This window comes from Mucilaginibacter sediminis, from assembly GCF_051903035.1.
Taxonomy (GTDB): Bacteria; Bacteroidota; Bacteroidia; order Sphingobacteriales; family Sphingobacteriaceae; genus Mucilaginibacter.
This window is the reverse complement of sequence record NZ_CP170602.1, coordinates 3,355,391-3,376,518: the sequence shown is the minus strand read 5'-3', so window position 1 is coordinate 3,376,518 and position 21,128 is coordinate 3,355,391. Positions and strand designations below refer to the sequence as shown.

The 21,128-nt window shown below is 42.1% G+C and carries 21 protein-coding genes; 10 read left to right on the top strand and 11 right to left on the bottom strand.

What is annotated here, in order from left to right:
* The first annotated feature begins 5 nt into the window (after positions 1-5).
* Complete coding sequence (locus ACFGVS_RS13505; RefSeq protein ID WP_090653297.1) at positions 6-986, top strand: acyl-ACP desaturase; 981 nt, start codon at positions 6-8, stop codon at positions 984-986.
* A 110-nt stretch (positions 987-1,096) separates the two neighbouring features.
* Here the strand turns inward: ACFGVS_RS13505 and ACFGVS_RS13500 are convergent, their stop codons facing one another.
* Both ACFGVS_RS13500 and ACFGVS_RS13495 read right to left on the bottom strand, forming a co-directional pair.
* On the bottom strand, positions 1,097-2,722 hold the full coding sequence (locus tag ACFGVS_RS13500) for a mechanosensitive ion channel family protein (RefSeq protein WP_439699019.1): 1,626 nt from the start codon (positions 2,720-2,722) through the stop codon (positions 1,097-1,099).
* Positions 2,723-2,768: 46 nt separating this feature from the next.
* Positions 2,769-3,095, bottom strand: a complete 327-nt coding sequence (locus tag ACFGVS_RS13495; protein WP_439699018.1) for a hypothetical protein — start codon at positions 3,093-3,095, stop codon at positions 2,769-2,771.
* Positions 3,096-3,380: 285 nt separating this feature from the next.
* Between ACFGVS_RS13495 and ACFGVS_RS13490 the strand changes: the two genes are divergently transcribed.
* Positions 3,381-4,400, top strand: coding sequence for an aldo/keto reductase (locus ACFGVS_RS13490; protein ID WP_439699017.1), 1,020 nt, complete (start codon positions 3,381-3,383; stop codon positions 4,398-4,400).
* Positions 4,401-4,560: 160 nt separating this feature from the next.
* Here ACFGVS_RS13490 and ACFGVS_RS13485 read toward each other — a convergent pair whose 3' ends face one another.
* From ACFGVS_RS13485 to ACFGVS_RS13470, 4 genes are all read right to left on the bottom strand, one after another.
* Positions 4,561-4,824 (bottom strand): hypothetical protein, encoded by a 264-nt coding sequence (locus ACFGVS_RS13485; protein WP_439699016.1) that lies wholly within the window; start codon positions 4,822-4,824, stop codon positions 4,561-4,563.
* A gap of 118 nt (positions 4,825-4,942) precedes the next feature.
* On the bottom strand, positions 4,943-5,707 hold the full coding sequence (locus ACFGVS_RS13480; protein ID WP_439699015.1) for a DUF4846 domain-containing protein: 765 nt from the start codon (positions 5,705-5,707) through the stop codon (positions 4,943-4,945).
* Positions 5,704-6,699, bottom strand: coding sequence for a M23 family metallopeptidase (locus ACFGVS_RS13475; RefSeq protein ID WP_439699014.1), 996 nt, complete (start codon positions 6,697-6,699; stop codon positions 5,704-5,706). The genes ACFGVS_RS13480 and ACFGVS_RS13475 overlap by 4 nt, the downstream gene beginning before the upstream one ends.
* 42 nt (positions 6,700-6,741) lie before the next feature.
* Positions 6,742-7,308, bottom strand: coding sequence for a pentapeptide repeat-containing protein (locus tag ACFGVS_RS13470; protein ID WP_439699013.1), 567 nt, complete (start codon positions 7,306-7,308; stop codon positions 6,742-6,744).
* 163 nt (positions 7,309-7,471) lie between these two features.
* Between ACFGVS_RS13470 and ACFGVS_RS13465 the strand changes: the two genes are divergently transcribed.
* Positions 7,472-8,083: an RDD family protein gene (locus ACFGVS_RS13465; RefSeq protein ID WP_439699012.1), complete on the top strand. Its 612-nt coding sequence runs from the start codon at positions 7,472-7,474 to the stop codon at positions 8,081-8,083.
* Between the two features lie 13 nt (positions 8,084-8,096).
* Here ACFGVS_RS13465 and ACFGVS_RS13460 read toward each other — a convergent pair whose 3' ends face one another.
* On the bottom strand, positions 8,097-8,312 hold the full coding sequence (locus ACFGVS_RS13460) for a hypothetical protein (RefSeq protein ID WP_439699011.1): 216 nt from the start codon (positions 8,310-8,312) through the stop codon (positions 8,097-8,099).
* 37 nt (positions 8,313-8,349) lie between these two features.
* Here ACFGVS_RS13460 and ACFGVS_RS13455 point away from each other — a divergent pair, with 37 nt between their 5' ends.
* Together ACFGVS_RS13455 and ACFGVS_RS13450 are read left to right on the top strand one after the other, a co-directional pair.
* Positions 8,350-8,538, top strand: a complete 189-nt coding sequence (locus ACFGVS_RS13455) for a DUF2683 family protein (protein WP_439699010.1) — start codon at positions 8,350-8,352, stop codon at positions 8,536-8,538.
* On the top strand, positions 8,535-8,792 hold the full coding sequence (locus ACFGVS_RS13450; protein WP_439699009.1) for a Txe/YoeB family addiction module toxin: 258 nt from the start codon (positions 8,535-8,537) through the stop codon (positions 8,790-8,792). Before ACFGVS_RS13455 ends, ACFGVS_RS13450 begins: the two co-directional genes overlap by 4 nt.
* Positions 8,793-8,801: 9 nt before the next feature.
* Here ACFGVS_RS13450 and ACFGVS_RS13445 read toward each other — a convergent pair whose 3' ends face one another.
* Positions 8,802-9,632, bottom strand: coding sequence for a hypothetical protein (locus ACFGVS_RS13445; RefSeq protein WP_439699008.1), 831 nt, complete (start codon positions 9,630-9,632; stop codon positions 8,802-8,804).
* A gap of 144 nt (positions 9,633-9,776) precedes the next feature.
* On the opposite strand from ACFGVS_RS13445, the gene ispG reads away from it, so the two are divergent.
* Together ispG and ACFGVS_RS13435 are read left to right on the top strand one after the other, a co-directional pair.
* The gene (gene ispG / locus ACFGVS_RS13440; protein ID WP_439699007.1) at positions 9,777-11,837 is read left to right on the top strand and encodes a (E)-4-hydroxy-3-methylbut-2-enyl-diphosphate synthase; all 2,061 of its coding nucleotides are present in this window, start codon (positions 9,777-9,779) and stop codon (positions 11,835-11,837) included.
* Positions 11,838-11,846: 9 nt separating this feature from the next.
* Positions 11,847-12,764, top strand: a complete 918-nt coding sequence (locus ACFGVS_RS13435; RefSeq protein ID WP_439699006.1) for a helix-turn-helix domain-containing protein — start codon at positions 11,847-11,849, stop codon at positions 12,762-12,764.
* 565 nt (positions 12,765-13,329) lie between these two features.
* On the opposite strand, the gene ACFGVS_RS13430 is transcribed toward ACFGVS_RS13435, so the two are convergent.
* Positions 13,330-13,641: a hypothetical protein gene (locus ACFGVS_RS13430; RefSeq protein WP_439699005.1), complete on the bottom strand. Its 312-nt coding sequence runs from the start codon at positions 13,639-13,641 to the stop codon at positions 13,330-13,332.
* 240 nt (positions 13,642-13,881) lie between these two features.
* On the opposite strand from ACFGVS_RS13430, the gene ACFGVS_RS13425 reads away from it, so the two are divergent.
* Together ACFGVS_RS13425 and ACFGVS_RS13420 are read left to right on the top strand one after the other, a co-directional pair.
* The gene (locus tag ACFGVS_RS13425; RefSeq protein WP_439699004.1) at positions 13,882-15,015 is read left to right on the top strand and encodes a sensor histidine kinase; all 1,134 of its coding nucleotides are present in this window, start codon (positions 13,882-13,884) and stop codon (positions 15,013-15,015) included.
* Positions 14,990-15,721 carry a LytR/AlgR family response regulator transcription factor gene (locus tag ACFGVS_RS13420; RefSeq protein WP_090651348.1) on the top strand — a complete coding sequence of 244 codons (732 nt, stop codon included), beginning with the start codon at positions 14,990-14,992 and terminating at the stop codon, positions 15,719-15,721. Before ACFGVS_RS13425 ends, ACFGVS_RS13420 begins: the two co-directional genes overlap by 26 nt.
* 58 nt (positions 15,722-15,779) lie before the next feature.
* Here ACFGVS_RS13420 and ACFGVS_RS13415 read toward each other — a convergent pair whose 3' ends face one another.
* A complete protein-coding gene (locus tag ACFGVS_RS13415) occupies positions 15,780-16,175 on the bottom strand; it encodes an energy transducer TonB (protein WP_090651347.1) in 396 nt (131 codons plus the stop codon).
* 126 nt (positions 16,176-16,301) lie between these two features.
* Positions 16,302-16,619, bottom strand: a complete 318-nt coding sequence (locus tag ACFGVS_RS13410; RefSeq protein ID WP_090651346.1) for a hypothetical protein — start codon at positions 16,617-16,619, stop codon at positions 16,302-16,304.
* 157 nt (positions 16,620-16,776) lie between these two features.
* Here ACFGVS_RS13410 and ACFGVS_RS13405 point away from each other — a divergent pair, with 157 nt between their 5' ends.
* A complete protein-coding gene (locus ACFGVS_RS13405) occupies positions 16,777-21,093 on the top strand; it encodes a two-component regulator propeller domain-containing protein (protein WP_439699003.1) in 4,317 nt (1,438 codons plus the stop codon).
* The last annotated feature ends 35 nt before the right edge of the window (positions 21,094-21,128 follow it).

Genomic DNA, 21,128 nt, shown 5'->3' with positions numbered 1-21,128 from the left:
TTGTTATGGAATTTTTTGTAGAAAAACGCAGGGAAGTAATGAGCCACATTGAAAAATTCATGCTCGAAAAGATGTATGATTTTTTAAAACCTGTTGATACGATATGGCAGCCCTCAGATTTTTTACCCGATTCTTCAAGAGATACCTTCTTTAACGAAATTAAAGAACTGCAGGAAAGCGCACAGGGATTAAGCTATGACCTTATTGCGGTATTGATAGGTGATACCATTACAGAAGAAGCGTTGCCAACCTACGAATCATGGTTAACCATGGTTGATGGTGTTTCAAAAAACGAAGAAGGTGGCTGGATGAAATGGACACGCCACTGGACTGCCGAAGAAAATCGCCACGGCGATTTGCTTAATAAATATCTTTATTTATCGGGCCGTGTTAATATGCGCATGATGGAGGTATCTACCCAATACCTTATTGCCGACGGTTTTGATATAGGCACCGGTACCGACCCGTACCGCAACTTTATATATACCTCTTTCCAGGAGCTGGCAACCAATGTATCGCACAGGCGTGTAGCATCGCAGGCCAAAAAAGATGGCGATACTTTATTGTCAAAAATGTGTGGTGTAATTGCAGGCGATGAGGCCCGCCACGCCAAGGCTTACAAATACTTTATCGAAAAAATATTTGAGGTTGACCCTAACGAAGCCATGATAGCCTTTGAGGATATGATGCGTAAAAAAATTGTAATGCCGGCCCACTTCCTGCGCGAAGTAGGTTTAAAAATAGGCCAAACTTTTGGCCACTTTACCGATGCCGCCCAGCGTTTAGGTATTTACACCGCAATTGATTATGTTGACATATTAAAAGAGTTGATTGAAGACTGGCACATCGAAAGCGTTACCGACCTTAACGAAAGCGGCGAAAAAGCACGCGATTATATCATGAACCTGCCCGGCCGCTTACTACGCGTTGCCGATAGGATGAAAAACCCGATGCTGGAGTACAAGTTTAGCTGGATAAACGGGTAAGTTTTAAACCGATAAGATTTTTAAAGAGACGCATTATATGCGTCTTTTTTTGTTTAGGGGGTGGTTTGAAAATATTTACCTTCAAAAAGACCCATTGTCATTTAATATTCCTACTCCACCTTAAACCCTGGTTTAACATACCCGTCGGCCACATAGCCATCCGGAATCTGGATATGGTTGCCATCCCGTAACGATGTATAATGCGGCGACATGATCTCGACCCCCGCCTCGTTAAACTTGTCCTGTATGTTTTGGTGTAATCGCGAATAGATGGCGGCCATTTGGTTTGATAAGGCTGTGTATGCATTCAACTGGTAGCTCACGTTAAAATCGTTTAATTCGGTTTGCAGTACAAAAGGTTTTTTATCGGCCATAATGCCTTCGGTGGCTTCGGCTGCGCTGATTAAAAGATGATGTACCGTTTGCCAGGACACATCGTAACCAATGGTAACTGTGGTGTTCAATATCAGGCCCATTGTATTAGCCACGGTTGTATAGTTGGTGGTGTGGCCGCTTAATATAGTGGCGTTGGGTATGGTGATATCTTCATTTTTGATGGTGCGCAGGCGCGTTACCAATAAGTTTTTTTCTACCACATCGCCCATAACTTCGCCTACTTTTATGCGGTCGCCAATTTTATAGGGGCGCATATAGGTAAGTACAATTCCTGCTACCATGTTGGATATAGCCGACGATGACCCCAACGAGAACAATATTCCCAGGAACACAGTAACACCCTGGAAAATTTTGGAATCAGACCCTGGCAAATAAGGGAATATCACCACAAACATAAATGCGAAAAGCAACACCCTGATGATGTTATAGGTTGGCATGGCCCACTCGGCATAAAAACCTTTGATAGTAAAATTGCCCAGGGCTATTTCGTTGGCTATAAATTTTACCAGCTTAACAATGTAACGTGTTACCAGGTAAATAACCGCAATAGTAAGCAGGTTGGGGATATAATGCACAATAGCAAGCAATATGCTTTTAAACGGCGTAATCACATAGCCAAGCAACTGTACCGATATTGGTTTCGACGAAGGGAAAATATAAAACAAAACCGGGAGTGCAAGATACACCAGCATAATAATAACAATGATGCGTGCTATGCGCAGCAGGCCGGTAATAACGGGCAGCAGCCGGTGTGCGTAAACCACGGGCGCGCCCTGCGATGCCAGTTTATCCATCCGGGTTTCCCAAGCCGTTAATAGTTTCAGCTTTAACCATCGCGAGGCTTTAAATAGTGCCCAAATAAGCGCTATTAACAGTATAATAACGGCTATAGCTTCTAAAATATTAACTATAACCTGTTGGGTGCCATTATTGGTAAAGTAGTTGCCCAGTTTTTGTTTAAGGACGAGTAAATAGCTGGCGGCAAGTTGCGGGCGGTTAAGCTCGGTAAAAGTAGCGTCCTGGTTATTTACGGCCATCACAATTTGCGAGTTATAATAAATAACCGATAATGTGCTGTCGTTTTTTAAAGTGAGCGAATCGGGATTAAAATCCATCCGCGCTACAAGGGCCTCTATCCGTTTGGTAACTATGGCCGCACGTTCCCGCACGTCAAACAAGCCCTGGCCGGTATATAATTTAAGCAGGGTATCGCGCTTAATGATAACCGGCTCGCCCTGCAAAGGAGTAGGGGCCGGGCCTTTGGCTTTAACAGGCGCTTGCGCGTTCAGGTTGACAGATGTTAATAAAAAACAGATCAACAGGTACCAAATATTACGCATAGGTAGTTTTTCTGTTAAAGCTAAAAATTATATTTCAAATTTTTGCTTAGCCTTCCTGCACAAGGTCGGTGCCGTACTTGCCAGCCACATCGGCAAACAAGTCGTTCAGGATGGATTCTACGGTGAGCGAATTTACATCGTCTACATAATGCTCATTGCGGGTAATATGTAGTTCGTGATCAACTATTTCCAGCTTAAACAAAACCCCTTCGTACAAATCCGGCTGACTTATTTCAATAACATCATTATGCCCGCTGATGGTGAAGTTAATGGCACTTTGCCTGCGTTCGTGAAAAAGCGCATTCAGCTTATGTTGCAGTATGTTAAATAACTCGTGGATATGTATTGGGGTATGGAGTGTTATAATTTTCATGGTAATACATTTGTATTGTTTAATATTACAAAGCACCTTTGTTATTGTTTGAGCATCCTGGTTAAGGAAGGCGGTTATACTCAACCGCCCGACGCTGCGCTGGGGCACGCTTCTCTCTTCACCTGCAGTGGAAAGATGGGCTTGAACAATGGTAAAAAAATTAATAACAATATAAGCAAACTTTCAAGCCCCTCTTTCCTGTGCAGCAGAAGAGAGGGTGACGAGCGCAGCGATGTCGGGTGAGTCTGACCGCCCTGCAATTGAACTATTAACATCATCTCCTTTATGAACTACAAATTACTTGGCCGCTCGGGCCTTAAAGTTTCTGAATTGTGCCTGGGCACTATGGGTTTTGGCACCGAAGGCGGCTGGGGTGCTGATGCGGCAAGCAGTTTTGCCATTATGGATGCCTACGCCAACGCAGGAGGCAATTTTTTGGATACCGCCAATGTTTACAAGCTGGGCACCAGCGAAAAGATCATAGGCGATTATATGAGCAATCACGACCGAGATTATTTTGTGCTGGCAACAAAGTATACGCTAAAAGACAACGTAACCAATCCAAACGCATCGGGCAATAACCGCAAAAACATGATGCGCAGCATAGAGGAAAGCCTGAAGCGCCTGAAGACTGATTTCATTGATGTTTTGTACCTGCACATCTGGGATAATATCACTCCGATTGATGAAGTACTGCGCGCTATGGACGACCTTATAAAACAAGGCAAAATTACCTATGCCGCCATAAGCGATACGCCCGCCTGGGTGGTAGCTAAAGGCAATACCCTTGCCGAACTGATGGGCTGGAGCCAGTTTATAGCCTTACAGGTTGAGTACAGCCTGCTGGCCCGCACTGCCGAGCGCGAACTGATACCCATGGCCAAACACTTTGGGATGACGGTTACACCCTGGGCCCCGCTTGCCGGAGGTGCACTTACCGGTAAATATTTAAAAGGCGATAAAGGCCGTATAAAACCCGAAAGCAACCGCCTGAACGCCCGCGCCGAAAAGATTACAAAAGTAGTAATGGAAGTTGCCGCCGAACTGGGGGTATCCGAAAGCCACGTTGCCCTTAACTGGACCCGCCAGCAATATTTTTCCTGCATCCCCATTGTGGGCGCCACCAAGGTAAATCAGCTGCTTGATAATTTAAAAACCGTTGATGTAGTTTTAAACGCCGATCAGATGAAACGCCTGAGTGATGCCAGCGCCATTGAATTAGGTTTCCCTGGCGATTTTTTTAACGAGGAAGCAGTTAAAAATAACAGCTTTGGCGGGTTTTATGACAAGGTGGAGAAAAGGTAATAGGTTAACAAAAACAGATGGCCAAATAATATCGAATAATAAATTTTGAATGTCCAACATCGAAGTTTTTCCTTCATTATTCGATATTGGGCATTCAGTGTTCAATATTTAAATTGTTCGTAATCCCATAATTTAGTGGTGTTTATAATATAGCATGGGGTTACTTAATGGTTTCATTGTCGTTTGTATGAGTTTCGTGATGTGCATGGTGCTCACGACGCACATCGACGTTTTCATCTTGTTGCCTGGTGTGTTTCCGGTCGAGGTAGCGCCTTAGGCGATTGAAAGCATGTTGTGCTTTTTTGATAAAACGCGAATCCCAATGATCAAACTTACCCATTAATGCCATGGTCCCGAATATGAAGAAACCACCTACAATTACGATAACAAAAACGTGCAGGCTATTTATAAAAAAATCTATCATGATCACTATTGGTTAACTATACATTTATTATCAATATCCATACCCCTTTGGCAAACGCAATTGTTTTAAAGGGGCATGCAAATGTACAGGCCGCGTATAATTTAATAAATGACCATGATCACTCAAAACGTTTTAAATATCCGGGACTTACCAGTTCGCCATAAAGGATATAGGCTGGTTCATCAAGGCTAAACCAGGGGTTTTCCTGGTATTGGAGCAGTTGGATGCTTTGCGCTGGCATATAGCTTTGTGCCAGCAGGAATTTTTTATGATGGGCCGTATCTTCTACCACATTCATCACTATAAAACAATGCCCCGGCGAACCGCCTTTAATAAACACATCGCCTGTTTTTAAGGTTGATGGATTACTTACGGTTTTTAATTCTTTTTGCAGCGATAGGGTGCCGGCATAACTAAATACCAGGGTCATATACCGCATAAAGTTATCGTAGCCATAGTCTTTTTTTGCTTTCAGTATCCAATGATCATTACTGTAACGGTAGCCATTGGCATAATGCACAAAATCGCAACGGAAACCACTGGTAAAGTTGAAGGAGATTTTATCGTACTTCTTTTGGCTATATAGGTACTCGCCGCGGAGGCGCATCACAGCATCGGCGCATTGCTGCAGGTCGTACTTGCCAACGCTCAAATCAACTATGCCCGCAGTATAACCCTCCGTGCGGGCCACCTTACCCTGGTAGGTGAGGCATTGCGATCCATTAGGTTTCAGCGGTACATTCTGTAGCCAGGCACTAAAGCTACCGGGCGTTACGGCACTTTGTTTATAACCAGTGGGGGGCCTAAAACGGGTGATAACATTGTCGGTTTTTACCGGGCTGCTCATCAACCCCAATACCATGAGCATTAAAATCGCTTTCATAATGTTTTAGCTTTTTTTAATTGCTGATAGGGGTTAAAGGGCACAGGAATATCATCAACCAGCCGGAACGCCGAAAAATGCAAATGTGTTGGCGAACGTTTTTTATAAGCATTGTAGCCGGTGCGGCCAACCTCGGCTATTTTTTGACCGGGCCTAACTTCGTTGCCGGGTTTTACAAAAATTGCGCTGTTGTGGGCGTAGTAGGTAATTACTCCAGCGATTGAATTATCATCCTTTACCCTGCTTCCGGGCTTATGATAGCCATAAACAAAGTGATAGATCCAGATATATTTCCCACCACGAAGATCGCTATTCGTCTCCCAGGTGTCGCTGCAGGCGATCACAATACCGTGATCTACGGCAAGTACATCTACCGGTTTATGAGAGTGGTCGTCAATACAATCCTGGTTTTTATCATTAATAAATATGTCATGTGCGGGATGAGCACCGTGTTTGTTGCCATCAAGGTAACGATAGCCTTTATCTGAATAGCCATCCCCATTACCTCCAATCGCATGGTAGTTGTATCCCCTTAGCGGAAATATCCACGTGTCATTTAACTCATCTATCTGGCTGCGCAAAAGAAGCCATTGTGTAATATGGTGCGTCAGCTGTTTGACAGCTTTTTGAACTTCCTCTTTTTTTACGCCTCCACGCAAAACTTTGGTGTTGAGATTGTCAAAATTCCGATAAACTGGAATAGTATCCATCCGTTCGGCATATTGTTCCTCTTGCACTGATATAACAGGGTAGGGGTCGTAATTTTTGACTTCCCCCAAATTAAATGAAATCTTTTGAATGTTCCACGGATTGCGGAACACACTTTTGCGTTTCCTTGCAGGGGCAAGTACTAACGATGGGTAGGCCATCGTATCTATTTCACGTGCCCAGCAACTGGTTAATTTGTATCTTAATTCAGTTGTATCATGTGTTTGCGCAAAACCGCAATACCAATACAAAAGTAATCCAACAAACAATACAATTTTTCGCATAAGGTTTATCTCGAAAGATATAACTAAATATCTGCCAGAATATTATCCCTCAATTTTAATATCGTATTTGGCCAGCAGGCCAGGCAAACCGTGGAGCGAGAACATGGCTTTTTTAATCATATTATCATCCGGGTCGATGGTGTAATTGTAGGAACTGCGCAGGTCGGCCCCCTTCAATATGGTGCGGCTGAAAAAAGCCCGGTTAAGGTTGCAGTTGATGAATTTAGCTTCAGTTAAATCTGCTTCAGTGAGGTCGGTCTCCGTCATGGAGCAATCGGTAAACCGGCCTTTTTTGTTTTTCTTTTTGTAGAAGATGGCGTTATCTAAAATGCAGTTCTCAAAGTACACCTCGAACAGAAAGTCGCGGGCTTTGCCAAAGTTTAGTCCGCTCAGTTTGCAATCTTTAAACCGGATGTTCTGGAAGCCGGTATCGGTGGCATCGGCCAGCGCCAGGTTGCAGCCATCAAATACACAGTCGATAAAAACCAAACCGTACAGGTTGGCATGCGACAGGTCGCAGCTGATGAATTTACAGTTTTCGTACTTATGGTTGCGCCCGGTCAGCTGCGCGGCAGGGGCTTTGGTAAATGTTTCGTCCTCGTAAAGCATAGGATAGTAGCAAGTATTTAGTATCAAGTATCAAGATTTTTTTTGGATCGAAGAGTAAAATTCTAAACAACATGCAAAGTACTTGATACTCGATACTTGCGACTTGATACTAAATTTGTAACTTTTCACGCCAAAAGTATTCTTAACAGAAAAGCTCCTGCACATGCATCCAAACTACATTTTAGTGATCAATGGTAAGCCCGAAGGCCCTTTCAGTATTGACGAACTAAAAGCCAGAAAAATAAAACCTGCCGACTTTGTAAAAACGCCCGAAATGCCCGATTACAAGGAGGCCCAGGAAATTGCCGAACTGCGGGAACTTTTTGGTTTTAAAAAGCCGGCGTTGCTGATGCAGTATTTTGGTAGTTTCGATCAGCGTCTGCTGGCTTCGTTTTTAGATTGGTTTATCGTTTTCGGTGTGTTTGTGGTCGTTATTTTTGTGGTGGTACTGTTGGTATTGCAGGATAAAGAAACGCGTATGACGGCCAGCTTTGGCTTATTAGCTTGCGTACCATTTGCCAAAATTATTTACCACATGGTGATGGAAAGCTCGGCCAAACAGGCCACCTACGGAAAACTGATGCTCAAAATAAAAGTGGTTGATATGAATGGCGATCGCATTACGTTTGGCAAAGCTGTAGCCCGTAACCTATGCAAAATATTTTCGGTACTTACGTTTTTTATCGGCTACCTGCTGGCCTTTTTTAACAAGAAGCAGCAATGTTTACATGATATGATGGCCGGCACGCTGGTGATTAAGGAGAGGTTGTTTTAGGGGGGATAGTTAATCAGGCTTTTAGAAATTTGGCTTTGATGGTTTCGAAAGAAACATATTTGGTTGTATCATTTTTCTCCTCAGCCAGCATTTTATCTATCATACCTTTGTACCCTTCGGTTACTTCGGGTGTTAAATGACGCTTATGCAATAAATCCTCATATTCACTTATTGGAATAATTACAGCAGTTTTTTCGCCTTTGTCATTAGTTATAAATTGGGGCTTCATTCATCAAATTTAATCAATTAAATGCTTAAATTTGAATATGGAAACGCTAATCGTACACCCGCAAAATAAAGAACAACTGGATGCTTTAAAAGCTTTTATGAAAGCGCTTAAAATTTCATTTGAGGCCGAAAAACCTTATGATCCTGAATTTGTAGCAAAAATTCAAGAAAGCAGGAGACAGGTAAAACGTGGTGAAACGAGAGTTGTAAATATTGACAACCTGTGATTGTAGAATTTACCCGGCAAGCTGATGAAGATTTGGTATACTTCAAAAAGAGCGGAAATAAGCAGGCAATTAAAAAAATAAAGGAATTACTTGAAGCTATAACCAATGATCCTTATCGTGGTATAGGTCAACCCGAGCAATTAAAACATGGATTGTCTGGAGCTTGGTCCCGAAGGATCAATCAGGAACATAGATTAGTTTATGAAATAGAGGGCGATATTGTTTACATTCTATCTTTAAAGGGACACTATTAAAAGAATTAACTATCTTGCCCTCACCAATCTATACTTCAATTTATCCAAAACCAACAATGTCGAATCAGCATTTGGCCGGGTATCATAAATCTTTAAGGTGTCGGCGTCAATTTTAAAAGAATATGATATATAGTGTTTAGTAAAACCGTCAAATGCTATTTCGTCAAGATTATCCATCACATCAGAATTCAGATCGATATTTATATGGTAGGTTTTAAAGTCAAAAAAACCTTTCACCTTTTCATACGGATCAAAATTGATTTTTGAAACAACTCCCAGGCTATCTGTCATAACATAGTCGCCTGCGATGAGCGCTTTATTTACCAGATAGTATGTGCCTTCACCCAACTCGGTTGGTTTGTCTGATAAAGCTTTTATATATTGGGTTGCGATAGTCTTTTTGCTTTTTTCGTCGGGGTGATAATATGTTAAAATGGGTTCTCCGTTTATTGATGACAAACTTAATTCGCCTGCTCCAAAAATGAGCGCCATGGGGCGTGTCCCTTTTTTGAATTTCAGAATTAACTCACTGCCATCGTGGTTTCCCCATCCAGCAAGTACTTTTAGGCTATCTCCCTTTATCAGTTCAGTATTAATTACAAAAGTTGTTAAATCCGCCTCATCCGCCGCCGCTAAAGGCGATTTTGTTTTAGCTATCTTATCAATATATGCCTTTTTAACCCAGGTGCCTTTTATGGCGGGTACAAATATTTTGATAAGTTCTGGCGATGGGTATGCAGTTTTAGCGATTATTAATGAATCTTTTACTCCCCGTTTTGTATTGCTTTTACAGGAAGCCATTAACGCCGACACTAAGATTAAAATAAGTATATTCTTCATTGTGATAATTAAAGGTTATTCACCCCCTAAAATATAAATTTTATCCTCACCATAACTTAACCGCCCATTAATTTATCATTTACGTCCAAACAACTTATTCCCCAACATAATCGTTAAATTTGCAGCTTATTAATTATCCGCTGCATGAATACTGATGCTGTTAAATTGCTGCAAGGCCGTTATTGTAATTCGTTAACCCAATATTCGCGTTTTGTTACCCGCGAGGTAAATATTGGCGATGTGCCCATGGGCGGCAATAACCCCATCCGCATACAAAGCATGACCACTACCGATACCATGGATACCATGGGTACCGTTGAGCAATCTATCCGTATGGTTGATGCGGGCTGCGAGTACGTGCGCATTACCGCGCCCAGCATTAAAGAGGCCAAAAACCTGGCCGAGATAAAAAAACAGCTTCGCGCCCGTGGTTACAATGTACCCTTGGTGGCCGATATCCACTTTACACCAAACGCCGCAGAAGTGGCCGCCCGTATTGTCGAAAAAGTACGCGTTAACCCAGGCAACTATGCCGATAAAAAGAAATTCGACCAGATTGATTATACCGACCTGGAGTACCAGGGCGAACTGGAACGCATTTACCAAAAGTTTGCGCCGCTGGTAAACATCTGTAAAGAGTATGGCACCGCCATGCGCATTGGCACCAACCACGGTAGTTTAAGCGACAGGATCATGAGCCGTTATGGCGATACCCCGCAAGGGATGGTTGAATCGGCTATGGAGTTTATGCGCATGTGCGAAACGCTGAATTATTATAATTTGGTGATCAGCATGAAATCGAGCAATCCGCAGGTAATGGTGCAGGCCTATCGTTTGTTAGTTGAAACCATGGTTGCCGAAGGCATGAACTATCCCCTGCACCTTGGCGTAACCGAAGCCGGCGACGGCGAAGACGGCCGCATAAAATCAGCCGTAGGTATAGGCACCTTATTGGAAGATGGCCTTGGCGATACCGTCCGCGTATCATTAACCGAAGAACCTGAGGCAGAAGCGCCCGTGGCTATCGAGTTGGTGAAGCGCTACTCTTTGAGGGAGAAGGAGGTTAAAGGCGAAAGGTTAAAGGCAAAAGGCAATGAGAATATTACCGATAAGAACCTTTCACCTTTCACCTTTCACCTTTCGCCTCAAACCCATAATCCCTACGAATACAAAAAACGCCACACCTACGAAGCTAATGCTTTCATTGGCGGGCATATGGTGCCAAGGGTGGTGCTTGATCTGTCAAAAAAGAACCTGAAAGATCCGGGTATTATGGCCGATGCCGGTTATATCTACTCGCCCTTGCTGGATAAATATAACATGGCCGAGCAGTCGGTTGATTTTGTTTACCTGGCTGATGAGTTACCGTCGTTTAACCTACCCGGTAACTTAAAGCAGTTGTATAACTACCAAACCTGGTTAAAACTGGCCGATAAAACCCTTTGTCATCCATTATTTACACTGAAAGAATATATCGGGGCCACCAACAAAACGTCAGTGTTAAACCTGGTGACGCTGTTTCCGGAAGATATTGATTCGGAAGAATTTGGCTCGTTACCGTTTGATAATTCGCTGGTGTTTGTTTTAGAAACCAACGCCCTGCATGGTATGGCCGATCAACGCAGCTTCTTCTTCAAAATGGAAGAACTGGGATTGGATGTGCCGGTAATTGTGAAAAGGAGTTATGGGTTTGAAAAAGACCATGGACCATCGATCATGGACCATGGGCGTAACACAACTGATCTCACATCTAAACTGCAGCTTTACGCCGCCACCGACCTTGGCGCTTTATTGGTTGATGGCTTTGGCGATGGCATTTGGATTGATGCACCTGAGGTTGATACCAAAGTGATCACTTCTACCGCCTTTGGTATTTTGCAGGCTACCCGTTCACGTATTTCCAAAACAGAATATATCAGTTGCCCAAGCTGCGGGCGTACCTTGTTTGATTTGATGATTACTACGCAGATGATCCGCAGCCGCACAAGTCACCTTAAAGGCTTGAAGATTGGTATTATGGGCTGCATCGTAAATGGTCCCGGCGAAATGGCGGATGCTGATTATGGCTATGTTGGTTCGGGCACAGATAAAATCACCCTTTACCGTGGTAAAGAAGCCGTAAAGAAAAACATCAGCGCAGCAAACGCTTTAGATGAGCTTATAGGCATCATTAAAGACGACGGTAACTGGGTTGAGCAGGAATAAACCTAATGTATGAGCGATAAGATCACCGTTTTAGATATCCCATCAACGCTAAAAAAGCACCTGGCATCGGCAGGCGATCATGCGCCTGATTTTGGAATTATTAACGGCGGCTGGAACCAGGATGATTTTGCAGTGCTCAATAACCAGCCGGGGCTTACACATGGCCTGCCTGTTAAAACCGATTATTACTCGGTTATTTTATGTTTAAGGGGCAGCTGTAAAAAAACAATCGGCCATTTTGTGTTCGAGGTATATACCAATTCTATCCACCTGGTATCGCCCCAGTTTATAACATCTTTTGAAGATGCCTCGCCCGATTTGTTATTGTACGAGGTGTTGTTTAAAAAGGAATTCCTGACCAACAACCTGCTTAAGGAAAACATACTGGATAACCTGCTGGAGGTAAACCCCGATTATCCGCCAATTTATGGCCTGTCGCAAAAAAGTTGCGCATCTTTAAAGGCGCTTTATGAAAAAATAAGTGACGAAAGCCGGGAGAAAGGCGCTTTCCATTTACCCATACTGCGATTGCTGTTAACGGATTTGCTTTACGAAATGAATCGGGCTTGCGAAAACTGCCTCCTGCATTCTACCCGCCACCTCAGCAAGCAATATCAACTGGTTTATAAATTCAAAAAGCTGGTCGAGGATCAGTTCCTGACCCTTAAAACGGTGCAGGAATATGCCGATGCCTTGTTTATATCTGCAAAATATTTAACCGAAATTGTAAAGGCCGAGACCGGCCAAAACGCCCTGCATGTTATCCATAACCGGATGTACCTGGAGGCGCAATACCTGCTATCTTCATCGGGTTTGAGTATCAAAGAAATTGCCGAGCGGCTGAACTTTGACAACAGTTCGCATTTCAGTCGTTTTTTTAAACGCTTTGCCGGTAATAATCCTTCGGAGTTTAAGCAGCTTCAATAAAACTCTCTCCAGTTTATCTTGCCCAAATCACCGTTATGACTATCGGCTGACGGTAATAACCAGCCTCAGGAAAAATTGGTTGTTAAAACCGATTTATTGAGATTGATGCGCCCTGCTATGCGCAGTACCTTTGACATGTCAATCAAACAATACGGTCATGAAAAAGCAAAACATCGAACTTATAAAAAGCAGGTTACTGCAATTGTACTTTGGTACTTACCAGATATTAACTATCATTTACAGGTAATAGTAAAGCTTAAAGCACAATGCTCAAGGCTGAAAGCCGATATCCTGTTGGGACAGCGGTTTATATATTAAGGCATCAGATAATTAAGAACTATAGGTAACAAACACTACAAAAACAAGCAGCCGTTAAAAGGCTTCACTATATATTGGTACATAAAAAAGGGGCAGACTTATAACAAGTTTGCCTTTTTTGTTTAATTGATGGCATCTGTAAAAATAAACAGGGTCGCCTCGCGCTCCCCTGAGTATAATTAAAAAGCATCTTTATATAATTTTTGATTTAGTGCAAATGAACACCCCTCAATTCTGTTTTTCACGTTTAGCTCTTTTTTACTTTGAAGGATGCAGCAAGCATGCTGCCGTCGCTTATTGGTTTGCCAGTTGTCATTAAAAGGTCCAGCATGCTATTGAGCTTTTGTTGTACTTTTTTGTTGCTCACATTTATACGGGCTTTAATGGTTTCGCTGTAAATAAGGTGCTTATCATTATTATAAAACCTTACCGTTTGGATGTCCGGGTTGTTAAGGTTGCTTTCCACAACCCAGGTAGCGGTGTTATTGATTTTTGTTTGGGCTATGCTGCCTGCAGCCGCCATACAAATAATGGCAAGTGTTAATATGGTCTTTTTCATGTCGGTTATTTTTTAAATCTGGTAACTAAATTACAGGCCGGGTAACACTTTATAAACCAATAGCGTCATATAGCAGGATACCGGATACAAACAGCCTTGTGGCATACATAAATTGCATTAATGTGCAAAAACATGCCGGATAAACCTGTTGAAATGCGTTTTGTCGACGCCGGCGTGTCATCCGTCGATGAGTGTACTAAATGGTTCATCCTTTTGATTGACTATAAGTAATTTAGCTATATGAAACAGCTTGCCGATTTTGATGTTGCCCAATTTAAAATGCCAAGGCCCATGCAGCACATATTGTTTTGGCTAATCGTGAGCTTTATCATAACACTGATGTATTCGGTACCAACCAATTTCATGGTATCGCTACGTAACAATTTTATTTTTATGCCTATACAGATAGCCTACTATTACGCTATAGCCGGCTGGCTTATCCCTAAATACCTGTTCCCGGGCAAGTACCTGAAGTTTTGTTTACTGGCATTGGGGGTGTTTGTATTGTCGGTTGTTGTTACACGTATAGTTGGTATTTTGTTTGTAACGCCCTATACCATCCGCATGATGCACCTTACCGAAGGCGACTATTTTGAAGCCTCACGGCGGCCGTTTTTAGTGAAGCTGTTCGATTTACAAAACATGATCAACGCATTAAAAGGCACCAACCTGGTAATAGGCTTTGTATTGGCCATTAAGCTTTTTAAAATGTGGTATAAGCGTAAACAGGCTACTTTACAGGCAGAACTAAATGCGCTGAAAGCGCAGGTACACCCTCACTTTTTATTTAATACGCTAAATAATCTTTACGCTTTAAGTTTAAACCAATCTGCAAAGTCGCCGCAGCTGATCCTTAACCTGAGTAATATTCTGCGTTACATGTTATATGAATGTAATACTGGCGAGGTATTGTTAAGCCAGGAGATTACAATGCTGCAACAGTTTATAAGCCTTGAAAAACTGCGTTATGAAGATAGGCTGGATATCAATTTTAATATTTATGGCGATACTGATGGAAAGCTGATAGCTCCATTGCTAATGTTGCCCCTTGTTGAAAATGCGTTTAAACATGGTGCCGGCGAGCAAATGGGCGATGCGTGGATTAACATCAATTTATATGTTATGCGCGATGAACTTAAGCTCAAAATATCAAACAGTAAAGCAGCGGGCGCAAATAAAGGTGCCGGCAAAACCGGCAACATCGGGCTGCAAAACCTTAGGAAACGGCTTGAACTGATATACCCAATCACCCACAGTCTTAAAATAATGGATGACAATGATACTTTTCTGGCCGTGCTCGATCTCAGGCTTAATTTTGCACCTCAAAGCCCATCTAAAATAAACACTCATGAAATTGCGTATACTCATAGTTGACGACGAGCCTTATGCCATTGAAGTGATGGAGAATTACCTGCGCAACTTTGATGATATGGAGATTGTAGGTAAATGTAGTAACGCCATCCAGGCCTTTCAGTTGTTGCAGCAAAAAACTGTTGATTTAATGTTTTTAGATATTCAGATGCCTGGAATAACGGGTATTGATTTTTTAAAGACCCTTAAAAATCCACCCAAAACTATTTTTACTACAGCCTACAGCCAGTATGCCCTTGATGGCTTTGAGTTAAATGTGGTTGATTATTTGGTTAAGCCCATACCGCTTGACAGGTTTATGCGCGCTATTGATAAGGTTTACCAGCTTAATGGCAACAAAGCCAGCGCAGGCGACAACTATGAAAAAAACGTTGGCGATACCGAGGCATTCCTGTACCTGAAGGTTGAACGTAAAACCATTAAAATAAATGTAAACGATATTTTATGGGTGGAAAGTTTGCGTGATTATGTTAAGGTAATAACTACGGGTAACGCTTATATCAGCAAACAAAAAATAAGCCTGCTGGAAGGGATGTTGCCTGAAAATAAGTTTGTGCGTGCGCACCGGTCTTTTATTATAGCCATTGCGCATATCAGTTCCTTTTACGCCTACAGTGTAGAAGTGAACGGGCACGAATTGCCCATTGGCCGCAACTATAAACAGGAAATGCAGAAGCGGTTAAAGGCCGATAATTTTCATTTTAGATAAGGGCATCACACTTTTGTATTGACCACCGGGGCCAATAAAGCCTGTTATGAACCAGCTTTTAACTAAAAATTACCGGAGTGGTATAGGCTATCCTACGCACAACGCCATTTTGAGTACCCGGCTTCCATTTGGGCGAAAGTTTGATAACACGCACCGCCTCTTTATTTGCCTCGGCACTAAGCCCTTTAATTACTTTAATATGGTTTAGTTTTCCGGTCTTCTCCACAACAAAATAAACTAAAACTTTTCCTGATGCACCTTTTACAGGGTGTAATTTCGATTTAATAAACGCGGTAAGCTTTTCTTGCCCGCCTGGAAATTGCGGCAACACTTCAACTGGTGCCACTGTAACGGTGTTGGTTTTAACTGTATCCTTTTGTACAAGGGCAAATGAGTTTTGCGCTATAAGACAAAAGGTAAAAATTGTGATGATTGGCGCAAGGTTAAATTTCATATTCACTGGTATTAAAGTAAATTCTGCATTGATATTTTATCTGTAAAACCCTACCATAACAACAAAACACGCGCTTTGTTGGCATACGGGTAATTTGTTTAATTGGATAGCATGTTATTTAGCTGGTTAATCAACTGCGTTAAATTCTGCAAACATGTTGCCGGCCTCGGCAAGGCTGCTTAGGTTTACATAGTCGCATACCTCTGCATACTCGGCCCACAACTGGTGTACAACAGGGTTGGCATGCGCCTGCCTGATGGCATCGGCCGATAGCCACTCAAAAACTTCTATCACGGTGCCATCAACGGCTTCCATAATTACAGCTTCACGGTTAGTAACAAGTCCTTCGGCCCTTAAACGCGGTACATGGGTTTTGGTGAGTTCTTTCAGCTCCAGTGCTTTGCCGGGCTTTGGTTTGTAAGCTATAATAACTATGCGTGCCATAAGGGTTTTATTAATGCAATAATATGAACAGATTTTAATATGGATATATGCCTATGAATCAATTTTTTAATAAATATATAAAATGTTACTTAATGCCAACTTTACTTAAAAGCAATCGTATAAAAAAGTATATAGCTAAACCAATTTTTATATAGTGATGATTAAACCGCACAGATGGTTTACATGTTGGGTTTCTGGGATTGCAGTGCTTGTGTGTCTTTTATATCCAACAGATGGTAAAACACAAGCGCCCGAAATAAAATTCAAGCAAATTAGTATCGAGCAAGGCTTATCAAACAGTTATGTTTTTGCAACTCGGCAGGACAGCCGGGGTTTCATGTGGTTTGGTACACAGGATGGCTTAAACCGTTATGATGGGCAACAAATGATTGTTTATCGCAACATACCGGGCGATAATCATAGTTTGAGTGACAACCTGATCAAGTATATTTACGAAGACAGCAATAAAATTTTATGGATTGGAACTGCAAACGGGCTCAATAGCTTTAACCCATATAGCAATTCATTTACACGTTACACTCATGATGTTACAGATAAGAATAGCGTTAGCGGAAGCATGATTGCCTGCATTTTTGAAGATACACAGCATGTTTTATGGGTGGTTTCAGAAGGTGGTGGCCTTGATATTTTTAACCGTCAAACAAAACAGTTTTTACATTTTGCCCACAGCAAGAAGGATGGCAACAGCATTAGTGCAGGAGCCGTTCATTATATTTTAGAAGACAGGCAGAACAGGCTTTGGATAGCAACTGATTCTGGTTTAAATGTTTACAACCGCTCTGCCAGAAAATTTAACCTGATAAAAAACAAGTTCGGATCCGCGGCTAACAATATACAATCAATGCAGCTGGCCCGGGATGGCAAACTTTGGCTGGCCACTAAAACCGCGGGGGTGCTGGTTTTCGATCCGCAAAATGGTTCCTTTAAACAGTATCAACATATCACCGGCAAGGCGGGTAGCCTATCGGGTAACGAGATAGCGCTTTCCGGTTTGCTCATTGATCACGAAGGCCATGTTTGGATAGGTACGATAAACGAAGGGCTTAATCTTTATAATCCGGCTGATGACAGCTTTTATCACTATACCCATAAGTTTTACGACCCGACAAGCCTTGCACAAACCTCGGCATCGGGTTTATTTGAGGATAACCAGGACAACTTATGGGTTGGTACGGGCCGTGGAGGCATTAGCTTATACACTCCTGCTGCCAACAGGTTTAACGTTTACCGGCAGGAAAAAGATCCCAATAGTTTAAGTTTTAGTGATGTTAAATCGTTTTGCGAAGATAGCAGGGGCAATATCTGGATTGGCACCGATGGGGGTGGGTTAAACCTTTTTAACAGGGAAAAAGCATCGTTTAAACATTTCAGATATAACGAGGCCGACCCGGCCAGCATTGGCTCGGACGCAGTGCTTGATATTACCGAAGACATGGATAAAAACCTGTGGATAAGTACCTGGGCCGGCGGGTTAAACCTGCTCCGCCCGGGGAGCACCAGGTTTACCCGTTTTAAAAATAATCCGAATGACAAAACAACCATTAGTTCGGATATGGTATTTAAAACATTCCAGGATAGCGAGGGCAACCTGTGGGTGGGCACTTTTGGCGGGGGCCTTAACCTGCTGAATGCTAAAACTCACCAATTCAGGCGTGTTACCAAAGATCCCGATGGGGTTACCAGCTTCCTGGGCAATAACGTGTTTGTAATTAACCAGGATAAAGCCGGCAATGTTTGGTTTGGCGGCGACGATGGCGGCTTAAACTGCTATAATTTAAAAAGCAGGCGCTTCTCGCACTATTTTAATGAATTTGCCAGGAAACCCGATATAAGGGTAATATTTACCGACCATAAAGGGCGTTTGTGGATAGGTCAAACAGGCTTGTATCTTTTTGATGCAAAAAAAAATGTGTTTGCACCTTACAGCCAACAGCCAGGGCTGCTTGATGATGTGATTAAAGGCATAACCGAAGATGAATTTGGCAACCTATGGGTATCCGCAAATGATGGCCTGTCTATGTTTAATCCGGATAAGCACACCTACAAAAAATTTAATATTCATGATGGCCTGCAGGGGATTGAATTTGAATCCAATTCGTTTTTAAGGGCAAAAGATGGCGAAATGTTTTTTGGTGGCACCAAAGGGCTTACCACTTTTTATCCTAAAAATATCAAAATCAATAGCTTTCTTCCGCCAGTTTTTATTACCGGGCTTCAAGTTTTTAATAAAACTATTGTTCCGGGGCAAAAGGATTCGATATTAAAAACCGATATCTCTTTAACAAAGCAGCTGCATTTAAACTACAGGCAAACATCCCTTACGTTTGAATTTAACGCGTTAAATTATGTAATCCCCGAAAATAACAACTATGCTTATAAGCTGGAAGGATTTGATACCGGTTGGACAACTGCCGATGCGACAAAAAAAGCAACGTACACCAATCTTGATCCTGGTACTTACACATTTAGCGTAAAAGCATCAAATAACGATGGCTTTTGGAACCCAAAAACAGCCTCGGTTCAAATAATTATTACGCCTCCGTTTTGGCAAACGCTTTGGTTTCGCATTTTAGCCGCGCTTAGTTTTATTGCCGGTATTTATTCTTACTACCGCCACCGTATCAACGGTATCAACAAGCAAAAAACAGAGCTTGAAAAGCAGGTTAAAGAACGGACTGCCGATATTGCCAATAAAGCCGAAGAACTGCAAACGCAATCAGAAGCATTGCAGGCACAGGCCGAGGAATTGCAGGCACAATCAGAAGAATTACATTCGTTAAATACTGAATTGACCATCAAATCAGATAAGTTGCTTGAGCAGGCCGACGACCTGAAAATACTTAACCAGCAGCTTACCGAACAAAAACACCAGGAGCACCTGGCCCGCGAAGAAGCCGAAAAAGCCAACCTGGCAAAAAGTACTTTTTTGGCCACCATGAGTCACGAAATACGTACGCCTATGAATGGTGTTATCGGGATGGGATCATTATTGGCCGAAACCAACCTTGATAGCGAACAGCGCGAGTATACCGATACGATTATCAATTGCGGCGAAAGCCTGTTGAATGTGATTAATGACATCCTTGATTTTTCTAAAATAGAATCGGGGAAAATTGAAATTGAACACGAGGATTTCGTGCTTCGTAAGAGCATAGAAAATGTGATGGATGTGTTCTCGACCAAAATTGCCGAAAAACATATTGATTTAATTTATGAAATAGATACAGATGTACCGGCATGTATTGTAGGCGATGAGCTTAGGCTTAAACAAGTTTTGATAAACCTGGTGAGTAACGCCATCAAGTTTACCGAGGAAGGAGAAATATTTATAAGGGTATTTGCTGCATCCAAAGCTCACGACGGTAACATACTAATTGGTTTTAGCGTGAAGGATACCGGTATTGGAGTTCCGGAAAATAAGTTATCAAATTTATTTAAACCTTTTAGCCAGGTTGATTCTTCAACCACGCGCAAATATGGGGGTACCGGGCTTGGTTTGGTAATCAGCAAAAAGCTGGTTGAGTTTATGGGCGGCGAAATCTGGGTTCAAAGCCTGCCGTCAGAAGGCTCGGTTTTTAATTTTACTATTAATGCGGGTGTAAGTAATGCAAAAGCGCCCCGGGATGATATGTATACCACAGCAGGTTTTAATGGGATACAGGTATTAATTGTAGATGATAATAAAACAAATCTTAAAATTTTAAAAAACCAGCTGGAAAATTGGGAGATGAAAGTTGCTGCAACTACTTCGGCTAAAGATGCCCTTAACCAATTGTTAACAGATAGTAGTATACAGTTGATTATTACCGATATGGAGATGCCTGAAATGGATGGCGTGGGTTTAACCAAAGCTATCAAAAGCGTTAATCCGCTAATACCTGTTATTATGCTCAGCTCGATAGGCGACGAGAGCAGAAAGAAGTTCCCGGGATTATTCGCGGCCATTTTGACAAAACCTGTCAAGCAGCAGTACTTATTTAGCAGCCTGCAGGTAGCTTTAAATTTAAATAATAACAACCCGTTGTTTGAAGATAAAAGTAAACAAATGCTTTCGGTTGATTTTGCAACGGAAAACCCGCTTAAAATACTTGTTGCCGAAGATAATCCTGTAAATCAAAAATTGATACAGCGTGTTTTAAATAAGCTGGGCTATATGCCCGAAATGGTTCAAAATGGTATTGAAGTTTTGAATGAAATGGAGAAAAATGATTTTGATGTAGTATTAATGGATATCCAAATGCCCGGCATGGACGGGCTTGAAGCAACTTCCCATATCCGGAGAAACGGCAGGCCGCAGCCTTATATAATAGCCATGACGGCTAATGCCATGGCCGAAGATAAAGAAATCTGCCTGCAGGCCGGTATGGATAATTATATAGCAAAGCCCATGAAACTGAACGAAATTATAGAGAAGTTAAAAAATGTTTCGGTGGCTTATAAACAAAAAGCCTGACGGCACTTTAAAATATTTTATTTGCAATAAGGGAT